Annotated in this window: 14 protein-coding genes; 7 read left to right on the forward strand and 7 right to left on the reverse strand. The window is 69.0% G+C overall.

Annotated features, from left to right (window positions below):
- The 4 genes from ACTWQA_RS27230 to ACTWQA_RS27245 form a co-directional block, all read left to right on the forward strand.
- Positions 1–3,482: amino acid adenylation domain-containing protein (locus ACTWQA_RS27230; RefSeq protein ID WP_443161904.1), on the forward strand; the 3,482-nt coding region annotated here is incomplete at its 5' end.
- Complete coding sequence (locus ACTWQA_RS27235) at positions 3,479–7,411, forward strand: non-ribosomal peptide synthetase (RefSeq protein WP_443161905.1); 3,933 nt, start codon at positions 3,479–3,481, stop codon at positions 7,409–7,411. The genes ACTWQA_RS27230 and ACTWQA_RS27235, both read left to right, overlap by 4 nt.
- The gene (locus ACTWQA_RS27240; protein ID WP_443161906.1) at positions 7,386–8,681 is read left to right on the forward strand and encodes an MFS transporter; all 1,296 of its coding nucleotides are present in this window, start codon (positions 7,386–7,388) and stop codon (positions 8,679–8,681) included. Before ACTWQA_RS27235 ends, ACTWQA_RS27240 begins: the two co-directional genes overlap by 26 nt.
- Positions 8,682–8,683: 2 nt before the next feature.
- A complete protein-coding gene (locus tag ACTWQA_RS27245) occupies positions 8,684–9,589 on the forward strand; it encodes a TauD/TfdA family dioxygenase (RefSeq protein ID WP_443161907.1) in 906 nt (301 codons plus the stop codon).
- Between the two features lie 371 nt (positions 9,590–9,960).
- Here ACTWQA_RS27245 and ACTWQA_RS27250 read toward each other — a convergent pair whose 3' ends face one another.
- Positions 9,961–11,457 (reverse strand): cellulase family glycosylhydrolase, encoded by a 1,497-nt coding sequence (locus ACTWQA_RS27250; protein ID WP_443161908.1) that lies wholly within the window; start codon positions 11,455–11,457, stop codon positions 9,961–9,963.
- A gap of 141 nt (positions 11,458–11,598) precedes the next feature.
- Here ACTWQA_RS27250 and ACTWQA_RS27255 point away from each other — a divergent pair, with 141 nt between their 5' ends.
- On the forward strand, positions 11,599–12,939 hold the full coding sequence (locus ACTWQA_RS27255) for an ROK family protein (protein WP_443161909.1): 1,341 nt from the start codon (positions 11,599–11,601) through the stop codon (positions 12,937–12,939).
- 70 nt (positions 12,940–13,009) lie between these two features.
- Here the strand turns inward: ACTWQA_RS27255 and ACTWQA_RS27260 are convergent, their stop codons facing one another.
- Positions 13,010–13,996, reverse strand: coding sequence for an alpha/beta hydrolase family esterase (locus tag ACTWQA_RS27260; protein ID WP_443161910.1), 987 nt, complete (start codon positions 13,994–13,996; stop codon positions 13,010–13,012).
- A 137-nt stretch (positions 13,997–14,133) separates the two neighbouring features.
- A complete protein-coding gene (locus ACTWQA_RS27265) occupies positions 14,134–14,583 on the reverse strand; it encodes a 3-keto-5-aminohexanoate cleavage protein (protein ID WP_443161911.1) in 450 nt (149 codons plus the stop codon).
- A gap of 212 nt (positions 14,584–14,795) precedes the next feature.
- On the opposite strand from ACTWQA_RS27265, the gene ACTWQA_RS27270 reads away from it, so the two are divergent.
- Entirely contained in the window at positions 14,796–15,044 is a 249-nt protein-coding gene (locus ACTWQA_RS27270; protein WP_443161912.1) for a hypothetical protein, read from the forward strand.
- A gap of 31 nt (positions 15,045–15,075) precedes the next feature.
- Here the strand turns inward: ACTWQA_RS27270 and ACTWQA_RS27275 are convergent, their stop codons facing one another.
- The 3 genes from ACTWQA_RS27275 to ACTWQA_RS27285 form a co-directional block, all read right to left on the reverse strand.
- On the reverse strand, positions 15,076–16,191 hold the full coding sequence (locus tag ACTWQA_RS27275) for an acyltransferase family protein (RefSeq protein ID WP_443161913.1): 1,116 nt from the start codon (positions 16,189–16,191) through the stop codon (positions 15,076–15,078).
- A 65-nt stretch (positions 16,192–16,256) separates the two neighbouring features.
- Positions 16,257–18,047 (reverse strand): AMP-dependent synthetase/ligase, encoded by a 1,791-nt coding sequence (locus ACTWQA_RS27280; protein WP_443161914.1) that lies wholly within the window; start codon positions 18,045–18,047, stop codon positions 16,257–16,259.
- Between the two features lie 11 nt (positions 18,048–18,058).
- Positions 18,059–18,322 (reverse strand): hypothetical protein, encoded by a 264-nt coding sequence (locus ACTWQA_RS27285; protein ID WP_443161915.1) that lies wholly within the window; start codon positions 18,320–18,322, stop codon positions 18,059–18,061.
- A gap of 120 nt (positions 18,323–18,442) precedes the next feature.
- On the opposite strand from ACTWQA_RS27285, the gene ACTWQA_RS27290 reads away from it, so the two are divergent.
- Positions 18,443–20,833, forward strand: a complete 2,391-nt coding sequence (locus ACTWQA_RS27290; protein ID WP_443162032.1) for a phosphoketolase family protein — start codon at positions 18,443–18,445, stop codon at positions 20,831–20,833.
- 73 nt (positions 20,834–20,906) lie between these two features.
- On the opposite strand, the gene ACTWQA_RS27295 is transcribed toward ACTWQA_RS27290, so the two are convergent.
- Positions 20,907–22,223, reverse strand: a complete 1,317-nt coding sequence (locus ACTWQA_RS27295) for an acyltransferase family protein (RefSeq protein ID WP_443161916.1) — start codon at positions 22,221–22,223, stop codon at positions 20,907–20,909.
- Between the last annotated feature and the right edge of the window lie 77 nt (positions 22,224–22,300).

Genomic DNA, 22,300 nt, shown 5'->3' on the forward strand with positions numbered 1-22,300 from the left:
ACAGGTCGGCCCTGCCCGAGCCGGCCGGTGTGGTCGAGCCGGTGCGGGTGGCGCCGCGTGGTCCGGTGGAGGAGTTGGTGGCGGCGCTGTTCGAGGCGGTGCTCCAGACCGGTCCGGTGGGGCGTGAGGACGGTTTCTTCGCGCTCGGCGGCCACTCGCTGCTGGCGATCAAGATCGTCACCCGCCTGCGTGCGGCCTTCGAGATCGAGTTGCCGGTACGGGCGCTGTTCGAGGCGCCCACCGTGGCCGCGCTGGCCGAGCGCATCGCCGCCGCCCAGCGGACGGCCGCGGACTCGGCGGCGATGCATACGGCCGCCGACCCGGTGCCCGAGGTGGTGCCGCTGCCGCGCGACGGGCTGCTACCGGTGTCGTACGGGCAGCGCCGGCTGTGGTTCCTCGATCAGCTGGAGAGCGATCTCGCTGTCTACAACACCCAGATCTGGCTGCGCCTGCGCGGCCCGCTGGATGCGGGGTTGCTGGAGCGGGCGTTGGTGGCGTTGGCGGAGCGGCATGAGGTGCTGCGGTCGCGGTTCGTGCAGGTTGATGATGAGGTGCTGGTGTCGGTGGGGGCCGAGCCGGTGGTGCCTTTTGAGGTGGTGGAGCTGGCCGAGGCGGAGGCTCGTGGGTTTTTGCTGGGGGTGGCGGGGCGGCGTTTCGATCTGACGGCTGAGCCTCCGCTGCGGGCGCATCTGGTCCGGCATGGGGTGCGGGATCATCAGTTGCTGGTGACGGTGCATCATGTGGTGAACGATGCGTGGTCGGCGGTGTTGTTCGCCCGTGAGCTGGGTGAGCTTTATGCGGCGTTGGCGGAGGGCCGGGCTGCGTCGCTGACGGAGCTGCCGGTGCAGTACGCCGATTATGCGGCTTGGCAGCGTGCGCGGGTGGAGGGTGAGCTCCGCGACACCCAGGTGGCTTACTGGCGCAAGCGGTTGGAGGGCATGCCGGAACGCCTGGAACTCCCCGCGAGCAAGCCGCGTCCGCCTCGACGCGGTCACGAGGGTGCCAATGTTCCGTTCATGATCCCGACCTCGGTCTTCGAGCGGCTGCGAGCGCTGGGCGCCGAGGAGAACGCCTCGCTGTTCATGGCGCTGCTCGCCGCCTTCGCCGTCCTGCTCTCCCGGCACACGGGGCAGCAGGACATCTCCGTCGGCACGCCGACCGCGGAACGGCCCAGGCCGGAGCTGGAGCCGTTGATCGGTTTCTTCCTCAACACGTTGGTGCTCCGTACCGACTGCTCGGGAGACCCCACCTTCCGGGAGTTGATCAGGCAGGTCAGGGCCACCACGCTGGACGCCTTCGCCAACGCGGAGGTTCCGTTCGAGGCGCTCGTCGAGGATCTGCGGCCGCGCCGCGATCTGGGCAGTACGCCGTTGGTCCAGGCCATGCTCAGCCTGGAAGATACGGAACGGTCTGCGATGCGGGCCGGAGATCTGCACGTCGAGTGGGTGTCGTCGAACACCACGACCGCCAAGTTCGACCTCTCGCTCCACGTCCAGCGCTTCCCCGGCCGGCTGGGTGGCATCTTCGAGTACCGCACCGACCTCTTCGACGCAGACGTGATCGAGCGCATGGCCGAGCACTTCGTCGCCCTGCTCACCGCGGCGGTGGACGACCCCGACGCGCCTGTCTCCTGGCTTCCCCTGCCCGCCCGGGATGCGGCGGTGGTGGAGGGATGGAATGCGACGGGGGTGGCGCGGGAGTTCGTGTCGTTGCCTGACGCGGTGGCCGCACGGGTGGCCGCGACGCCGGACGCGCCCGCGGTGTGCGACGCCGACGGTACGTGGCTGACCTACGCCGAGTTCGGCGGGCGGGTCAACGCGCTGGCCAGAGCCTTGCGTGAGCGTGGTGTGCGGGTGGGCGACGTGGTGGGCGTGTGCCTGCCGCGCAGCGTCGACCTGGTGGTGGCCGTGCACGCCGCGATGGCGGCGGGAGCGGCGTACCTGCCGCTCGATCCCGGTGACCCCGACCAGCGGCTGGCGTTCATGGTCACCGATGGCGGAGTGCGGACCGTGATCACCGAGGAGCCGCAGCGTTTCGCCGGGTGGATCACGGTGAGTCCGGCGGTTGAGCCCAAGGACGGGGAGCCGGGGCGTGTGCCGGTTCCTGCGAGTGCGCCGGCGTATGTGATCTACACGTCGGGGTCGACGGGGCGGCCGAAGGGTGTGGTGGTCTCGCATCGGGCGATCGCGAATCGTCTGGTGTGGATGGGGGAGGCCTTCCCGTTGGGGGCCGGCGATCGGGTGCTGCACAAGACGCCGTTCACGTTTGACGTGTCCGTGTGGGAGTTGTTCTGGCCGTTGATGTCCGGCGCGGGGTTGGTGGTGGCGGCGCCGGGTGCGCATCGTGACACCTCCGCCTTGATCGGGCTGATTCATCAGCATGAGGTGTCGATGGTGCATTTTGTGCCGTCGATGCTGGAGGCGTTGCTGGAGGAGCCGGTTCTGGAGGTGCCGTCGCTGCGGCGCGTGGTGTGTTCGGGGGAGGCGTTGCCGTCGTCGTTGGCAGGGCGGTTCTTCGAGCGGATTCCCCATGCGCGGTTGCACAACCTGTATGGGCCAACCGAAGCGGCGGTCGATGTGAGCTGGCATGCCTGTGTGCCGGGGGAGACGCGCACGCCGATCGGCGCGCCGATCCGGGGGATCCGGTTGGAAGTCCTGGACCAGAACCTGCGGCGGGTGCCGGTGGGGACGGCAGGAGAGCTGTGCATCGCCGGGGTGGGTCTGGCCGACGGATACGCCGGCAGCCCGGGGTTGACGGCGCAGCAGTTCGTGCCCGATCCCTACGGCCCGCCGGGTTCGCGGTTGTATCGGACGGGTGATCTGGCGCGGTGGTTGCCGGAGGGTGAGGTCGACTACCTGGGCCGGATCGATCATCAAGTGAAGATCCGCGGGATGCGGGTGGAGCTTGGTGAGGTCGAGGCGGTGCTGGCCGGACATGCGTCGGTGACGGCGGCGGTGGTGCAGCCGTTCGGCGGAGGGTTGGCGGCGTATGTGGTGGGCGAGCCGGACGTCGTGGAGCTGACGGGGTATCTGCGTGCGCAGTTGCCCGATCACATGGTTCCGTCCTGGTACACGGTGCTGGACCGGTTGCCGGTCACCGCCAACGGCAAACTCGACCGCAAAGCCCTTCCCACGCCTCAGGCCCCGGCGGACGTGCCGTACGAGGAGCCGAGCGGGGCGGCCGAACGGGCGGTCGCCGAGGTCTGGGCCGAGGTGCTGGACATCGCGTCGCCGGGCGCCCACGACGGTTTCTTCGCCCTCGGCGGTGACTCCATCAGATCGCTCAAGGTCGTCGCACGCCTCCGGGCCCGTGGCTACACCCTCAAGCTCGAGGACGTCTTCGTCCACCAGACGGTACGGGAGCTGGCTCAGACGATCACCCTCGGCGAGACCGACGAGAGCACGGGCAGCCGGGCGTTCGGCTTGCTCGGCTCGGCGGATCTGGATCGGCTCAAGCGGCGATTCCCAGGAGGCAGGCGTTGACGGCAACAGACTCCGTGACCGGGCTGGAAGACGCCTACCCGCTGACCGCATTGCAGGCGGGAATGCTCTTCCACAGCGCCTACCAGGAAGACTCCGCGACCTACCACGACGTCTTCACGCTGATCCTGCGCGGCACCTACCAGGGTGAGGTGTTCAGGTCCGCGCTGCGCGACGTCATGGCCAGGCACGCCGTCCTGCGGACCTCGTTCGACCTGACTGGATTCGACGAGCCGATCCAGCTCGTCTGGGACGACGTCGAGCCGCCTGTACAGGAGATCGACCTTTCCGGGTTCGAGGATCCCCGGCAGCGGCTGAGCATCTGGCGGGAGGAGGAGAAGCGGCGGCCGTTCGACTGGGAGGCCCCGCCGCTCTTCCGCGCCGTCATCCACCACCTCGCATCGGGATGGTTCGCGCTCACCCTGAGCTTCCACCACGCGATCCTCGACGGCTGGAGCGTGGCCTCGCTCGTGACCGAACTGCTTGGCCGCTACGCCGCCAGGTTCGCTGTCGACAGCGACCCGGCGGTCGAGCCTCCGCCCGCGAACGGCAGTGGCCGTGCAGAGGCGCCGGGGCTGACCTTCCGTGATTTCGTCGCCAGGGAGAAGGCTGCGGTGGCGTCCGCGGCGACCGAGCAGTTCTGGCGGGACGTGCTGACGGAGGCGCCGACCACCACGCTGCCTCGTCTGCCCGGATACCGTACGGGGGACGCGGAGGAGACGACGGCTCACGCCGTACCGCTCGGCAAGCCGCTCGTGGCGGCGCTCCAGCAGGTGGCGCGCCAGGCCAGGGTGCCGCTGCGGACCGTGCTGCTCACAGGTCACCTCCGCGTGCTCGCGCTGCTCACCGGCGACGCCGATGTCATCACCGGCCTGGTCACGCACGGCAGGCCCGAGCACGAGGCGGCCGAGCAGGTCCTCGGCCTGTTCCTCAACAGCGTGCCCGTCAGGGTGCGTACGGACGTCCGCACCTGGCAGGAGCTGATCAGGAAGGTCTTCGAAGCCGAGGTGGCCCTCCTGCCGCACCGGCTCTACCCGCTGTTCGAGATGCAACGGCTCACCAACCGGTCGCCGGTGATCGACGTCCTCTTCGACTACCGCGACTTCCACGTCTACCGTGACCTCGGTCCCGGCGGCCCGATCGAGGTCGTGGAGAGCGAGTTCTTCGAGCAGACCAACCTGCCGGTTTCGGCCAACTTCACGTGGTCCCCGCAGAGCGGCGGGCTGGAGCTGAAGCTGAAGTACGACGTCACCCAGTTCTCCGCGGATCAGATCCTCCGCATGGGCGAGTATTACCACCAGGTCTTCACCGAGATCGCTGCGGATCCCGCGGCCGATCCGCGCGGCGCCGCCGAGCTCCTCGCCCGGGAGGTGGCGGCGGTGGAGGGGTGGAATGCGACGGGCGTGGCGCGGGAGTTCGTGTCGTTGCCTGAGGCGGTGGCACGGCGGGTGGCTGCGACGCCGGATGCGGCGGCCGTCTGCGGCGGCGATGGGGTGTGGCTGTCATATGCGGAGTTCGGCGCACGGGTGAGTGCGCTGGCTTCGGCCCTTCGTGAGCGGGGTGTGCGGCTGGGCGATGTGGTGGGGGTGTGCCTGCCGCGGAGCGTGGACCTGGTGGTGGCCGTCCATGCGGTGATGGCGGCGGGGGGCGCCTATCTGCCGCTGGAGCTGGAGTACCCGGATGAGCGGTTGACGTTCATGGTGGCCGATGCCGGGGCGCGGGTCGTGATCACCGGGGCGCCGGAGCGGTTCGGGGAGGTGGAGACCGTCTCCACCTCCTTGCCGGACGTCGTGCGCGGGGCGGAGCCTGTGGCCGTTCCTCCGGAGGCGCCGGCGTATGTGATCTACACGTCGGGCTCGACGGGGCGGCCGAAGGGCGTGGTGGTGTCGCATCGCGCGATCGCGAATCGGCTGGTGTGGATGGGGGAGGCATTCCCGCTCGGAGCGGCGGATCGGGTGGTGCAGAAGACGCCGTTCACGTTCGACGTGTCGGTGTGGGAGTTGTTCTGGCCGCTGGTGGAGGGCGCTGGGCTGGTGGTGGCGCCGCCCGGCGTGCACCTGGACGCGCCGGCGTTGGTGGAGTTGATGCGGCGGGAGCACGTGTCGATGGTCCATTTCGTGCCATCGATGCTGGATGCGGTGGTGGAGGTGCCGGATCTGGCGGTGCCGTCCTTGCGGCGGGTGGTGTGTTCGGGGGAGGCGTTGCCGAGCGCGCTCGTGGCGCGGGTTCATCGGATGTGGCCCGGTGTGGAGGTCCACAACCTGTACGGACCGACCGAGGCGGCGGTGGATGTGACCTGGCACGCGTGCCAGGTGGGGGAGGAGCGGACGCCGATCGGGGCGCCGATCCGGGCGACGCGCATCGAGATCCTGGATGCCGATTCGCGGCGGGTGCCGGTAGGGACACCAGGAGAGCTGTGCATCGGCGGAGTGCAGGTGGCCGAGGGGTATGTGCGGCGGCCCGGGCTGACTGCCGACCGGTTCGTCCCGGATCCGTATGGTCCGCCGGGGTCGCGGCTGTATCGCACCGGTGACCTGGCGCGGTGGTTGCCGCACGGCGAGGTGGACTACCTGGGCCGGATGGACGATCAGGTGAAGGTCCGGGGCATGCGGGTGGAACTGGGCGAGATCGAGGCGGTGCTGGCCCGGCACCCCGCGGTGCAGGCGGCGGCGGTGCGGCCGGTGGGTGGCGTGCTGGCGGCCTACGTGGTGGGCCGGGCGGACGCACCGGAACTGGTGGGGTTCCTGCGTGAGCGGTTGCCGGAGCACATGATCCCCGCGTCCTTCACTGAGTTGGAGCGCTTACCGGTCACCGCCAACGGCAAACTCGACCGCAAAGCACTCCCTGAACCGGCACCGGCGGCCCGTGCCCCGTACGAAGCTCCCCGGGACGACCTGGAGCGGACCCTCACCGAGATCTGGGCCGACATCCTCGGGGTCGAGCAGGTCGGCATCCACGACGACTTCTTCGACCTGGGCGGTCACTCGCTGCTGGCGCTCCGTCTGGCCCTGCGCATGCGTCAGGAGCTCGACCGCGAGATTCCGGTGGGGACGGTCCTCGCCGCGCCCACGGTGGCGCTGCTCGCCGAGGCGCTCGCCGACGAGGGCGAGAACCCGGTGTCACGCGGAAGGGTCGTCCCGCTGCGCACCACGGGCAAGCGTCCCCCGCTCTTCCTCATCCACGCCCTCGGCGGGCAGGTGTTCCGGTATCGGCCGCTCGCCCAGCACCTGGGCGAGGACCAGCCGGTCTACGCCATCCCGGCACACGGCCTCACCGCGGGCGACGCCGTACACACCTCGATCGACGAGATGGCGGAAGCCTACGCGGGTTACATCCGCGAGATCGCCCCGGCAGGGCCGTACTTCCTGGGTGGTTTCTGCATCGGCGGGAACATCGCCCTCGAGGTCGCCCGCAGGCTGCGCGCGTCCGGCGAGACCGTGCCGTACGTCTTCCTCGCCTGGTCCTCCGCGGACGAGCCGGTGGTCGGTTCCACCCTGGAGGACGACACCGCGCTGATGGTGCACGCGCTCGCCGGCGGCGCCACCTCGCTCGACCCGCGCGAGCTCAGCATGCTCGAACCGGCCGAGCGCCTGCTGAAGATCGTCAACGCGGCCACCAAGGAAGGGCAGCTGCGGACCGAGACCGACGACCTCGACCAGATCCAGCGCTATGTGGAGGTCTTCCGCGCCAACGCGCATGCGGTGGGCCGCTACAAGCACGACGTCTACGACGGGCCCGCCGTCCTGCTCATCCCGGAAGAGGACAAGGCGCCCGCCGATGAGGATTTCGGCTGGCGGCCGATCGTCCCCGGGCTGGACACCGGGCTCATCCCCGGCGCCCGCTTCAGCGCGTTGTACAACCCCTACGTCACCAGAACCGCCCACAAATGGAGGAGGTGGATGGACCGTGGCCTCGGACACGCCGACCACTGAGACACCGGCGCCCGCCCCGGCCGTAGACGAGCCCGCCAGCCTCTGGAAGCACCGAGAGTTCCTCAAGCTCTGGCTCGGCTACACCACCTCGCAGTTCGGCGCCCAGGTCACCGTGGTCGCCATGCCGCTGGTGGCCATCGTCATCCTCGGCGCCAACGAGGCCGAGGTGGGCACGCTCGGCGCGGTCAGCCGCCTGCCGTTCCTGTTGTTCCTGTTCGCCGGCTTCTGGGCCGACCGGTTCCGCAAGCGGCCCACCATGATCGCCGCGGACGTCGGCCGCGCCCTGCTGCTGCTCCTGATCGTCGTCATGTACCTCACCGGGACGCTCACGCTCTTCTGGCTCGGCACGATCTCCTTCCTCTCGGTCGCGCTGTTCGTGTTCTTCGAGGTCGCCAACATGTCGCACCTGCCGTTCCTGGTGGGGCGGGAGCATCTCGGTGACGGCAACGCCAAGCTGCAGCTCAGCACCTCCGTCTCCAGGATCGCCGGAAACAGCACGGGATCCGCCCTGGTCAGCGCGTTCGCCGCAGCCCAGGTTCTGCTCGTCAACGTGGTGACGCTCATCATCTCCGCGATCAGTTGCGCGCTGATCCGCAAGCCGGAGCCGGTGCCCACACCGGGCGAGGAACGGCCGAGCGTGTTCTCCTCGATCGCCGAGGGTCTGCGCTGGGTATGGCGTGACCCGCTGATCCGGCCGGGCGTCATCGCGGCCGGCTTCTACATGTTCTTCTACACCGGCATCGAGGTCCTGCTGCCGCTCTGGGTCGTCAAAGGGCTCGGCCTCAGCCCCTACTGGCTCGGCATCCTGCTGGCCGTCGGCGCTCCCGGCGCCATTCTCGGGTCGCTGCTGGCCACGCGGACGATGAAGTGGATCGGCATCGGCCCGGCGTTCTTCTGGCCCACCGTGGTCGGCAACCTCTCGCTGTTCCTCATCGGGCTGGCCACCGGGCCGACGTGGCTGCTCATCGTCATGATCGGAGCCGCCCAGTTCCTGCTGGGAATCACCGGGCCCATCGCGATGGTGGCGAGCGGGACGTTGCGCATGGGCGCCACCCCGCAGCACCTGCAGGGCCGGGTGATGGCCTCACAGCGCGCCGTCGCCCTCAGCCTCGCCCCGCTCGGCGCCCTGCTCACGGGGCTGCTCGCGGCAGGGGTCGGGATGCGGACCACGATGCTGATCTGCGCGGCGGGCGCGGTGATCCCGATCGTCGTGCTCGCGCTGTCACCCATTCCCAAGACCAAGGGCATGCCGGAACCGCGGGAGCACTGACCATGGACAAGATCACCTCAGGGGCGACCACGATCGCCGTGCTCGACGACGCCGCGCGCGGGCCCGCCGACGAGCTGCTCGTCCAGCACGGTGCCGTGCTGTTCCGCGGTCTCGGCATCGCCTCGCCCGCTGACTTCCACCGGTTCGTCAGCACGTTCGGGGAGCCGTTCACGAGCTACCGGCACGGCAACACTCCCCGCGTGGCTGTGCAGACAGGCGTGTGGACCTCCACCGAGTACCCGGCGGAGTACGAGATCTCCCTGCACAACGAGCTGTCCTACGCCCACCGCTGGCCCTCACGCCTGTTCTTCTACTGCGACCAGGCTCCCGAGACCGGAGGCGCGACGCCCGTCTCGGACTCCAGGGCCGTGCTGGCCGGCATCGCACCCGAGGTTCGCGAGCGCTTCGCCACCCGCGGCGTCGCCTACCTGCAGAACCTGCACGGGGGATTCGGCTTCGGCAAGTCCTGGCAGGACACTTACGAGACGGCCGACCGGGCCGAGGTGGAGAAGACGCTGGCGGAAACCGGCGCGGAGTTCCACTGGACCGATGATGAGGAGCTCAGAGTACGACAGGTCCGCCCGGCCATCCGGCGTCACCCCGTCACCGGCGAGGAGGTCTGGTTCAACCAGGCCGAGCAGTGGCACGTCTCCAACCTCCCGGACGACGAGGCCGAGGCCCTGCTGGAGATGGCAGAGACTGACGAGGACCTGCCCCTCCAGGCCACCTACGGCGATGGCAGCCCGCTGGACGTGGTCGACCTCCGGCACATCCGCGACGTCACCAAACGGAACGAATGCTCCTTCCCGTGGCAGGAAGGCGACGTCATGATGATCGACAACTTGCTCGTCATGCACGGCAGGCACGCTTACACCGGCCCGAGAAGGATCCTGGTGGCGATGATCTGAGCGGCGTCAGCGCAGCGTCCCGACGGGATCCATGCCGGGCGTTGGCTCCACCCGGATTGAACAATCGGCGATGCTCTCTTGGGGCACCGCCGTTGCGCAGGGATGACGCACACGACGGTCACGTGCTCGGTGCGTGCTCGCGTGCACCAACCCTGCACACACCATGATCCATTCGCCCTCCTCGGGTTCTGCGAAAGAGCAACGGCCCCGCTCCGCCGCGAGAAGGCGGCGTTCGCGGGGCCGGGTGCGGTGGTCTTCTCAGCCGCGGCCGTTGCCACCTGCGGGTAGACAGCATTTCGACAGCCCTGGCATTGGACATCCGGCCGGGGTGGCGTCGTACGCGGCTGTGGGCAGCCGCCTGGGGTGGTTGGTCACGGGGTTGTGTAGGGATTTTGGGTGAGCAAGTGGGCCTTGTAGCCTTCGCCGACGCCGGGTTCGGGAGTACCGTTCCAGTCCTTGATAAGGACGGCGCCGGTGCTGCAGCCCCACGGGTTCCAGGTCCATGCCAGGTGGGACAGGCCGTGTGCGGTGGCCCAGTCCATCAGCGTGTCCATGTAGTCGTAGCCGCAGTTGTCCTGGCCGAACTCGCCGAGCACTACGGGTACCTGCTGGGCGAGCGGGGCGATTTGGGTGTCCCAGCAGGACGGGGTGGCGCAGGCGTTGAAGCTGTACGCGTGCCAGGACGCGGCGATGTTGTTCAGCGGGTCGTTCGGTTTGTATGCCAGCCACTCCCGCATGTCGTTGGTCCACTCCAGGCCGCCCACCATGAGGACGTTGGTCGCGCCGGTTGCCCGGACCGCGTCGACCAGGTCCTGCATGCCGGCCACCTCATAGGGAATGCCGGTGCAGGTGCCGCCGTCTCGCAGGCACTGCCAGCCCAAGGTCTTGTTCCAGTCGCTGCCGATCTCCGGGTACGGCTCGTTGAACAGATCGAAGACGACGGCGTCGTTGCCCTTGAAGGTGTTCGCGACGCTGGTCCAGAACTGGGGGGCGTACTGCGCGTCCGGCATCGGTTTCTGGCACGTCGCGGTGGCGTCCTTGCAGTGCCAGTCCGGCCCGTTGCTGTAGGCGCCCGAGGTCCAGTGCAGGTCGAGGATCGGGGTGATGCCGTTGGCGACCAGCAGGTTGACGTAGGCCTTCACGCCCACCTGGTAGGTCGCGCCGCTGGGCGAGCCGTTGACACCGAGCCAGCATTCTTCGTTCAACGGCAGGCGCACCGCGTGGATGTTCCAACTCTTCATGGCATCGACCGATGCTTGGTCGACCGGTCCGCTGTCCCATTGGCCCTTGCCTTGCACGCAGGCGTATTCGCCGCTTGAGCGGTCGACGCCGAGCAGACGGTAAGGCTTGCCGTCCGACGTGACGATCTTGTTTCCGGACACTTGCAGGCGTGGTGCTGGACCACTGGGGTTGGGGGAGGGACTGGTGGTTGTGGTGGGGGTCGGCGTGATCACCGAGCCGGTGCAGGCTGTGCCGTTGAGCGCGAACGAGGTGGCTACCGGGTTGGCCCCCTTCCATGCTCCGGCGAAGCCGATGGAGGCGGACGCGCCGGTGTCCAGTGACCCGTTCCAATTCAGGCTGGTGGCGGATACGTGAGCCCCGGACTGCGTCCAGGTGGCGCTCCAGCCTTGGGTGACCTTCTGATCGGCGTTGGGGAAGTCGAACGTTAAGGTCCACCCCGTGACGGCGGAGCCCAGGTTGGTGATGGCCACGTTGGCGGTGAATCCGCTGGGCCACTCGCTCTGGACGGTGTACGTGACGGAGCAGCCAGTGGTGGCAGCCGACGAGGGGAGCGTGGTCGCTGCCATGCTGCCCAGCGCCAGGACTCCGACGGCGCTGAACGTGAGCAGCGCATGACGATGTTTCATCTGATCCCTCTGTTCGAGATAGATGCGGACAGCTGCCCCAGCATGCTTAGTTAGCAAAGTTATGAAAGTCAATCTGCGAAGGTATGCCCAGGAAAAAGGCACCTGGAGCTCGGGATTGGACCCCAGCTCAAGGGCCTGGCGGTGGAGCTGCTCGCCCGGCGGATGGCTGAAAATAAGGTAGCTTTTATACATTGGGATGTGGGAGGTGGCACGGTGACGAGCCCCATCTGGGCAACTCGGACGAAGACCCGCGGAATGGTGCTCGACTTGATCCGGGCGGCGCGGGCGATCAGCCGGGTGGAGCTCGTGGGGGCAACCGGTTTGACGGCACCGACGATCTCCGAGGTCGTGCGTGAGCTCATGGTCGACGGCCTGGTCGTCGAGGCGGGGCTGGGGGCGTCGACGGGAGGCAAGCGACCGATGCTCGTCCAGCTCAATCCTTCAGCCCGCTACAGCGTCGGGGTGCAGCTGGAACGCAATACGTGCGTGATCGTTGTGGTCGATCTGGCCGGCCGGCAGATCGCGAGGATGTCGTTCAGCGGAGTGTCGTCGATGCCGCCGGAGCGCGGGCTGTCGTCGGTGGCCACGCAGGTAAACGCGCTGCTCGACACGGCGGCCGTCGATCGTGACAAGGTGCTGGGAGTTGGCTTGGTCAGCTATGGGCCGCAGGATCGGCGGGCTGGTGTGTTGTTGACCCCGCAGCCCACCGAGGAGTGGTTCGGTTACCCGATCGCGGACCGTCTCGCCGAGAGCCTCGGTCTGCCGGTCCTGTTGGACAACGACGCGGCGGCGGCCGCGATCGGTGAGTATTGGTTGGGGGCGGTAGAGCCACGCAGCACCTACGGCTGCATCTACATGGCCACCGGGATCGGCGGTGGCGTGGTGGTCGCAGGCGAGGTGTATCGCGGCAGCTCTTCGAACAGCGTGGAGATCGGCCACATCTCCGTCGACGTCAACGGGGACGAGTGTCCTTGCGGCAACCGCGGTTGTCTGGAGAACTACGCCGGCCCGGCCGCGTTGGTCAGGCAGGCCCTGACGACGCCCGGGCTTGGCCAGCGACTGGCGCTCGATCCGACCGGAGACGACTTCCTCAGCGGGTTCGCGTGGCTCGCGGCTGCGGCGAACGCCGGCGACCCGGCCGCCCGAGGCCTGGTCGAACGGTCGGCCCGCTATCTGGGTTATGCCGCGGTCACCATGACCACCCTGTTCGACCTCGACACAGTCGTCCTCGCCGGACCGAGTTTCGCGGTCGCCGGTTCGATCTACCAGTCGGTGATCCAGGAGGAGGTGGACGGCCGCACCTTCGCGCGGCGGGCTCACCGGGTGCGGGTCGTCCCATCGGTCAGCGGGTCGGACGCCGCAGCGATCGGTGGGGCCGTCCTCGTCCTGCAGAGCGAGTTGACCCTCGGCCACGGCCGTCCGACGGACAGCGCCCAAACACCGTCTCCCGAGGGCGAGGCGGCGTCCGCAACCGCCGTGTGACGTCCCCCGGATGCTCGGACGTGGCTTGTCGCGGCCTTCGGCGGAGCAGTCGCAGTCAGCACTACCAGGCTCAAGGCGTACGGCCAGGGTGGGTGCGCAGGAAGTGCCACATGATCTCCTTGGCGTCGATCTCCTGAGTCACCGGTCCCAGGGCCGGCGGCCAGATCGCGGGACTGCCCGGCCAGGTGTGTCCGCCGTCTTGGACAACGTATGACACGACGTCCGCTCCGCCCCGGCACGAGGTGTACTGCACCCGGCTGACATGTTCGGAGACCGTGATGGTGCGCGGGCCGCGGCGGCAGCCGTTCAGCACGGCCCACTGCTTCACGGCGGCCTCGGCGCCGTAACCCCAGTACGGGGCGCCGCCTCCGGCGTACGGGTTGACCGGGTCGGCGGTTCCGGAGAACGACACCACCGGGACCGGATGGGCCGGCTGGCAGGTGGCGGTGTCCGGAACGTAGGAACCGTCCGCCTCCTGGCGTGGCGCCCCGGCGCGCAGACCCACCACCGCCGCGAGCGCGGTCACCCGGTCGGGATGGTCGCAGGCGTACTGGGAGACCATCCGCGCTCCGCCCGAGTAGCCGGCGGCCAGCACGCGGCCGGGGTCGCCGCACCCCATCCGCGCCAGAGTGGTGATGGTGTCGGTGAGGAATTGCTCGTCGTCGGGCCCACCGGTGCCGGTGACGTAGGGGACGTTCCAGCGGTATCCAGGCGAGGCGTCGACGATCCCCTCCGGGGCCACAACGAGGAAGCCGCCGTCGTCGGCGGCTTCCTCCATCCCGCTTCTCGTCAGTTGCTCGGCCGCGGTGCTCTGGCTGCCGTGCAGATTCAGCACCATCGGCAGGTTCGCGCGTCCTCGGGAGAGGGCGGGAAGGTAGACCAGGACGGTGCGGTCGACGTTGCCTGATCTGACGGTCAGGGTGGTGCGGCCGGCGTCCAAAGTGCAGAAGGGCGGGCGGACGCCATCCGCAGGAGCGGACGGCGACGCGTAGGCGGCGGGCGAACCGGACAACAGCGTGGAGGACGCCGCCAGCAACGCGATGAACCAAGCCCGCATAGGACCCCTCCTGCCACCGACCTGTGGATGAACCGGATGTTACATACGGTTTTCCGTAATGCACAGGGTTTCGGACATGCCATTTCTTCCTGTCTGTGGAGCGCCGTCCCGATGGCCGGCGCAGCCACACGCTGACGTCAGAGGGCTGCGTGCGCCATTAGTGCCGCTGCGGCGGCCACGATCTCGCCGTTGCCGGACGCGGGACGCCCATCAGGAAGGACCGTCACATCTTCGAGACCTGCGCGAACCCCGTGACCGCGCGCAGCTCCGTAGCGCTGGACGGCCCACGACGCTGGACCGTACCCGTGGTAGACCCTCTCTAGCTGGACGTCGGCCTCGGACAACACAGTCTCCATCGCCGAGACCGCTCGGAGAGCGTCCTCCGCCCGCTCTTCAAACGCTTCGAGGAGGACCCACGAGCAACGCGCGGCCATGCCGGAGGAGACGAAGGCGTGTGCATCGTCGACCGAGAGCATCGCCGCTTCAATGGCGATCCCCCGGGCCAGCACGAGTTCGCATAGCTCGAGAACCCCCGCCTCGAAGAAATTCGCGCTCACCACATCCGGCCACACAGTCCACGTCTTCATAAGCGCCGCCCGTCGCGCCGCCGAAGGTTCGATGTATGCCCCTGACGAGAGCGAGATCGGGATGCCGGCGCATCCTTCGCGCCCGCCGGGCTCGCCACGCCTGCTGCCACAGGAACAACAGAAGCAGCCGTTAGTCCTGCTCAAAGCATCGGCGCTGACTCTCTAGTCAGAGTCGCGCCGATATGTCCACTCGCTGGCGCAGCAGCGCTACGGTGGAGCGCCGTGATACCTTCGCGTTCACCGGCTTGGTCGCCGGGGCGCGCAGCATCGCCGTGCACGACGTCCTGTTCCACCAGACGGACGACCCCGACGTGGCCATCGTGGAGGAGCGTATGGTCGCCGAACTCGCCGACGGCGACACCTACGAGAACCGGTTCATCATCAGGGTGACTTTCCGGGATAGGCACCGGAGACGGAGCCATTTGTCCCTGGTGAGCAGCTCATCGTGCCAGAGCCCGTAAGCCCCCAGGGGCTTTGACCAGATAACCGAGCTCAGCGGTCTGCCCCTCTGCGGGGTCGGCGGGCGGTCAGCTCGACTCGGGCGAACAGGACGGCCAGCACGGCCATCACGGCCGATGGGGCCAGGAGCCATAGCCAGCGCTGGGCCCACCAGCTGGCGGTTGGCTCCGCCGGCAGGTTGCGGCCTAGCCCTTCATAGGCCCACAGCACCACCAGGTACGCGGTCATGTGCCAGAGAAAGATGGTCAACGCGACCACGTTGAGGGCCACCACCGGCTTCCAGACAGCCGGCCGGCGCAACAGGCGCTCGGCGGCCGGCGTGACCAGGACCAGCAGCCCGAGTTGAAAGACGGCCAGGGCGGCGATGGTGGCGTTGGTCGGGAAGATGTTGGATTCGGCGGCGCCGGTGGTGGACACCATCGAGAGGGGGTAGCCCGCTCCCACTGTCAGCCCGACCAGCGCGGCCAGTCCGGCTCCGGCAACCGCCAGCCGCTGCGCCAGCGGGCGCCGCCCCAGCTCCCAGCTGCGCCAGGCGTAGCCGAGCTGGTGGCAGAACAGCCACACCAGGGCGGCGGTCACCCAGGCCGCCCAGGCCAGGTCGGCGCCGCGGTCCGCCACGCTGCCCAGGGTGATCAGCAGTACGAGCGCTATCAGGACCCTGGCTCCGTAGCGGGCGTTCAAGCTCGCGGTGATCGGCACTGCGGCGATCAGCAGGCCGTACACGCCCAGGAACCACAGTGGCGTCAGGTAGCCGGGGAACCACTCCCACATCCATCGGTGGAGGCCGGGCAGGGCGGCCGCGATCAGCTCGCCGGCGAGCCAGACCAGGGCCCAGACGGCAGTCGGCAAGAGCAGCCGGCGCAGCCGGTCTCGGACGAACTGGCCGGCGGTCGTCCCGCGCGCCTGAGCCCGCTGCCAGCCGACCAGGTTGGCGTACCCACCGACCAGGAAGAATACCGGCATGATCTGCAGCACCCAGGTGGCCAGCCAGCCACCGGGCACGGCGTGGATCGGGTTGGGCATGGCCAGGCCGCCGTCGGCGGTGCGGTGGGTGACCGACAGTGTCCAGTGCCAGAGGGTGACGACCACGATGCACAGCGCGCGGGCGGCGTCGACCACCCGGTCGCGGGACGCCGGTGTGGCCGCCACCAGCCGGTCCAGCGTCGATCGCTGGCCCGCGACGCGGCGGGTCTGCCGGTTTTGGCGTCTGGCGCTCAGCGGTACAGCTCCTCGATGTCGGCCGCGAAGTCCTTGTGGACCAAGGCACGCTTGACCTTCAGGGTCGGGGTCAGATATCCGTTCTGCTCGGTCAGGTCGACCGCAAGGATCCGGAACCTGCGGATCGACTCGGCCCGGCTCACCGCCGTGTTGGCCTCGTCCACGGCCGTCTGCAGCCTGGCCAGTAGATCCGGATCGTCGCGAAGCTCGGCCGGGCCGGCCTGTTCGGGCCGGCCGGCGGCCCGCTTCCATGACGCCAGCGCCTCGGCGTCCAGGGAGATCAGCGCGGCGGTGTACGGCCGCCGGTCGCCGACGACCACCGCCTGGCTGATGAGCGGGTGGGTGCGCAGGCGGTCCTCGAGCGGCTCCGGGGCGAGGTTCTTGCCGCCGGCGGTGACGATGATCTCCTTCTTGCGGCCCGAGATCGTCAGGAACCCGTTCTCGTCCAGGGCGCCGACGTCGCCGGTGCGCAGCCAGCCATCGGCGGTCTTGCTCTCCCTGGTCGCCTGCTCGTTGCGCCAGTAGCCCTGGAACACGATCGGGCCCTTGATCAGGATCTCGCCGTCGTCGGCGATCCGGATCTCGACCCCGGGGAGGGGCGGCCCCACCGTGCCGATCTTCAGCGCGTGGGGCCGGTTTACGGTCGCGGCGGCACTGGTCTCGGTCAACCCGTAGCCTTCCAGCACGGGGATGCCCATTCCGCGGAGGAAGTGGCCCAGCCGTACGCCCAGCGGCGCTCCGCCGGAGATGGCGTAGCCGACCCGGCCGCCGAGCGCGGCCCGCAGCCGCCGGTAGACCAGCCGATCGGACAGGCGGTGTGCCAGGCGCAAGCGCAAGCCTGGCCGCCCATTGTCCAGCGCCTGGCTGTAGGCCACCGCGGTCCGGTCGGCCCAGTCGAAGATCCTCCCCTTGCCCTCAGCATGGGCCCGCTGCTGAGCACTGTTGTAGACCCGCTCGAATACCCTGGGAACCGCCAGCAGGAACGACGGTTGCAGGGCGGCCAGGTCCTCGGTCAGCCTGGCCGTGTCGGCGCTGTGCGCCAGGCGCATACCCCGCTCCACGCAGGCCACCTGGATCACCCGCGCGAATACGTGCGCCAGCGGGAGGAACAGCAGGGTCGAGGCATCCTGGCCGAAGATCCGCTCCAGGCTGTCGATTGCGATGCGAGCCTCGTACAGCAGGTTGCCGTGACTCAGCATGCAGCCCTTCGGGCGGCCGGTGGTGCCCGAGGTATAGATGATCGTCGCCAGGTCGTCGGCCGACACCGCGCGGCAGCGCTCACGCAGCTGAGCGTCGTCCACGTCCAGCCCGCCCTCGCGGAGACGGTCCAGCCCGCCTCCGCCGATCTGCCACACCTGCAGCGGCCCGGACAGGCCCTCGGCCACGTCCTCGACCAAGCGGCGATGCGTCTCGCTCTCGACCACCACTGCGACCGGGCCGGCGTCCTCCAGCACCCAGCGGACCTGCTCGGCCGAGGAGGTCTCATAGATCGGGACCGGCAGCGCCGCCACCGTCCACAGGGCATAGTCCACCAGCGTCCACTCGTAGCTGGTGGCGGCCAGCAGCGCGACCCGATCGCCGGGCTGGATTCCGGCGGCGAGGAAGCCGGCCGCCAGGCTGCGAACGTCGGCCGCGAACTGCCTGGCCGTCACCGGACGCCAGCTGCCGGCCGACCGGCGCTGGAACAGGACCATGTCGCTGTTCACCCGGTCGTCGGCGAACACCACGTCGGCGAGTTGGGCGTCGGGGGCAACGGTTATCGGGGCCGGGACCGCGTAGGCACGCATCGTTGATCTCTCTATGAGGAAAAGGCCGGCCAGGTGGCGTCGGTGAACTGCGGCACCGGGCGGCGCAGGTACGGCGGCGAGAAGCAGCCAATGAGCCTGATTCCCCAGGTCAGCAGGCGCACACATGACAGGCGAAGGCTGTACGGCGGCGCGGCCCGGCGTGCCGCCATCTGCCCGCGCCAGTGCTTCATGAACGGGCCGAGCCACCGCCCGAACCAGAGTCCCTCGTGTGTCGTCCCCCACGGTGAGATGAGCAGCACGTAGAGTAACGACACGCCCGGGACCTGGGGAATTACCCCATCAGAAACTCCTGGGGAACAACGTGAGCGCCGACACTCTGGTGGATGGAGACTCTCGTGGCAACCACCGAAACCGCCAGCGCCGGACCACCCACCATGGACCTGGTGAACCGGCTCGCCCATCCCACCGAGGCTGAGGTCGCCGCGGTCGACGCGTGGTGGCGCGCCAACAACTACCTGACCGTCGGCCAGATCTACCTGATGGCCAACCCGCTGCTGCGCGAGCCGCTGACCGGCGAGCACATCAAGCCGCGGCTACTGGGACACTGGGGCACCAGCCCCGGCCTGGCGCTGGTGTACGCGCACGCGTCCCGTCTGATCCAGCACACCGGCCAGCAGATGATCTACCTGGCCGGTCCGGGGCACGGCGGCCCGACGCTGGTCGGGGCCGGCTACCTGGAGGGCACCTACACCGAGATCTACCCGCACGTCACCATGGACGAGGAGGGGCTGCTGCGGCTGTTCCGCCAGTTCTCCTCACCCGGCGGGGTCCCCAGCCACGCGTCGGTGCCGACCCCGGGCTCGATCCACGAGGGCGGCGAGCTCGGCTACGTGCTGCTGCACGCGTTCGGCGCGGTGATGGACAACCCGGATCTCATCGCACTGGCGGTGGTCGGCGACGGGGAGGCGGAGACCGGTCCGCTGGAGGGGTCGTGGAGCGGGATCTCCTTCATGAACCCGGTCCGCGACGGCGCGGTGCTGCCGGTCATCCACGTGAACGGCGCGAAGATCGCCGGGCCGACCCTGATGGCCCGCAAGGACCGGGACGAGGTCCGGTCGCTGCTGAGCGGGCACGGGTATGACGTGATCGAGGTCGAGGGTGACGAACTGCCCGGCATGCACCACCGGTTCGCCGACGCGCTGACGCGGGCGTGGGTGTCGATCAAGACGATCCAGGCGGCGGCCCGCAGCGGCGACTGGGACGGCACCCGGCCTCGGTGGCCGGTGATCGTGCTGCGGACGCCGAAGGGCTGGACCGGACCGGACGTGGTGGATGGGGTGCAGGTGTCGGGCACATGGCGCTCTCACCAGGTGCCGCTGGCCGAAATAAAGGGCAACAAGGAGCACCTGCGGATCCTTGAGGACTGGATGCGCTCCTACCGGCCCGAGGAGCTCTTCGACGACCACGGCGCGCCCGAGGCGCTGGTGCTGTCGATCAACCCCGAGGGAGAGCTGCGGATGAGCGCCAACCCGCACGCCAACGGGGGCCTGCTCACCGTCGACCTGGACCTGCCCGACTTCCGCGACTACGCGGTGCCGGTGAAGGCGCCGGGCGGGGAGCGGCTCGAGTCGACCCGCAAGCTCGGCGAGCTCATGCGCGACACCTACAAACGCAACCCAGACCGGTTCCGGCTCTTTTGCCCCGACGAGACCAAGAGCAACCGGCTCGGGGCGGTGTTCGAGGCGTCCGACCGGGCGTTCGCGGAGCGCGTGACCGAGGAAGACGTCGCGATATCGCGGGACGGCCGAGTGATGGAGGTGCTCTCGGAGCACGCTTGCCACGGCTGGCTCGAGGGCTACACGCTGACCGGCCGGCACGGCTGGTTCGCCACCTACGAGGCGTTCGCCATGGTGTCGGCCTCGCAGACCGTGCAGCATGCGAAGTGGCTGCAGGAGGCGCACCATCTGGCGTGGCGGGCGCCGGTGCCGAGCCTGAACATCCTGCTGACCTCGACCGCCTGGCGCCAGGACCACAACGGTTTCAGCCACCAGGGGCCCGGCCTGATCCAGAACGTGATCAGCCACCGCGGCACGATCAGCCGGATCTACCTGCCGCCGGACGCGAACACGCTGCTGTCGGTCGCCGACCACTGCATGCGGTCGCGGTCGCGCGTGAACCTCGTCGTCATCGACAAGCAGCCGCAGCTGCAGTGGCTGACCATGGACGAGGCGGTGGCTCACTGTGCCCGGGGTGCCGGGGTGTGGCCGTGGGCAGGCACCGAGGACGGGTGGTCGGACCCCGACATCGTGCTCGCGTGCGCCGGGGACGTGGTCACCATGGAGACCGTCGCGGCGGCGAACATCCTGCGCGAGCGGCTGCCGCACTTCGCCACCAGAGTGGTCAACGTGGTCAACCTGATGACGTTGCCACTGCGCACGGTCCACCCGAACGGCATGGACGACATCCTGTTCCGGGAGCTGTTCACCGACCACGTCGACGTGCTGTTCGCCTTCCACGGCTACCCGGGCGCGATCCACCAGCTGGTGCACGGCCGGCCGGACCCGGACAGGTTCCATGTGCGTGGGTTCGTCGAAGAGGGGACGACCACGACCCCGTTCGACATGGTGGTGCGCAACCGGGCATCCCGGTACCACTTGGTGATCGACGCGCTGAACGCCGCGCGGCGGACCCCGACCGGGGCGAGCGAGCTGAAGGCGTGGTGCGAGCAGCAGCTCCTCCGCCACGAGCGGTACGTGGTGGAGCACTTGCAGGACATGCCGGAGGTGCGGGACTGGTCGCTGGGCGACTGGGCAGAGCAGGGCTGAGCGGCATGGGCGTCAGTTCTGATCGGCGAAGTCGGCACACGGCCTGGCAGCTGTCTGGGGAACTCCGCGGCAACTAGCGACTGGCGGCCGACCGGACAGGTCGGGTTCGTGCCACGCGCAGAACAGCAGCACCGCACAGGTACGAAAGCACCCCAGCCCAGGGGAGGCCGGTGGCGCCGTGGTAGCCGGGGCCGGACACGGCAACAACGAGTAGCCCGGCCAGCACAGCGGCCAATCCGAGCACAGTCGCGCCGTCGCGCCACAGACCGCGCTCGACGGAACGCAGCCTCGACCGGCGCAGTTCGATGGGCGCGAAGAGGGCGACCAGGACAACGAGGACGAGAGCGCAAGCCGCTATCCACGGCACTCGCCACAGCAGCCACGTCGTGGAGTGCAACGGGGGCTGCGGCATGACACCGGTTGGGAACAGCACAACGGCCGCGACCGCCGCCGCCGTCATATGCCAGAGGAACACGGTCAGGATGACTGCGTTGATCACGACGACCGCGCTCCATGGGCCGATCCGGCGAAGCCATCGGTTGGCCGCGGGCTGAAGGGCCAGAACCAATCCGACCTGCGTGGCGGCGAGCGCCATCAGTGCCAGGGACGGTGGAGTCGTGTTGTACCCGACCATGCCGACTGGATATGGGCCCACCGCCGTCAGTCCGATCAGGACGGCCAGACCGCCGGCCGCGACCGCGAGCGCCTGCCCAGGGCTCAGCCGCAAGAGCCTGTCCCGCCAGCAGAAGCCGAGCTGGTAGACCGCCAGCCATGCGAACAGGTAGGTGCTCATACCGACGATCGGCACGTGCAGGCCCCTCCCCAAAAGGTCGGCGACGGCGACGATGACCAGCATCACCACCGGGACGGCAAGACCCGCGCGGCGGTGCAGCGCGTGCAGCCACGGCGTGAGCACCACCAGGGCGAGGTAGGCCAACAAGAACCACAGCGGAATGGAGGCAAACCAGGCCGCGTGACCGAGCAGCTCACTGTTCACCCCAGCTGCCCCTGCGACCAGTGATACCACCGTCAGCACCAGGAACAGCGCAGTTGTCGGCCGAAGCAGCCGGTCGGTTCGCCTCAGCACCCAGCTGATGCTGTCGCCTCCGGAGGCGCGGTGCGATGCCATCGAGGCGCCGCCGGCGTAGCCGCCGACCAGGAAGAAGATCGGCATCACCTGGAACAGCCAGGTGACCGGGTCGATCCAGGTGAGAACGTCCAGCGCGTTGTACCCGGACAGCCGGCCGCCACGGTAGGTCACGGCGATGACGAACCAGTGCCCGAGCACCACCAGGCAGATGGCCAGCGCGCGCCACATGTCGACGTTGCGCTCGCGACTATCCGGCGTGCGCACCGCCAGGTCACGCACTGTCGCCCCCAACCCGCGCATGACTTCAACCCCTCGCCGACCATGGATCATCGCGCGCCCCGTTCGCCACCGGATCGGAGGCGATGTTGAGCCTGTCC

Origin of the sequence: Nonomuraea sp. 10N515B, assembly GCF_052245915.1 — a bacterium.
In the GTDB taxonomy this organism is placed as follows: Bacteria; Actinomycetota; Actinomycetes; order Streptosporangiales; family Streptosporangiaceae; genus Nonomuraea.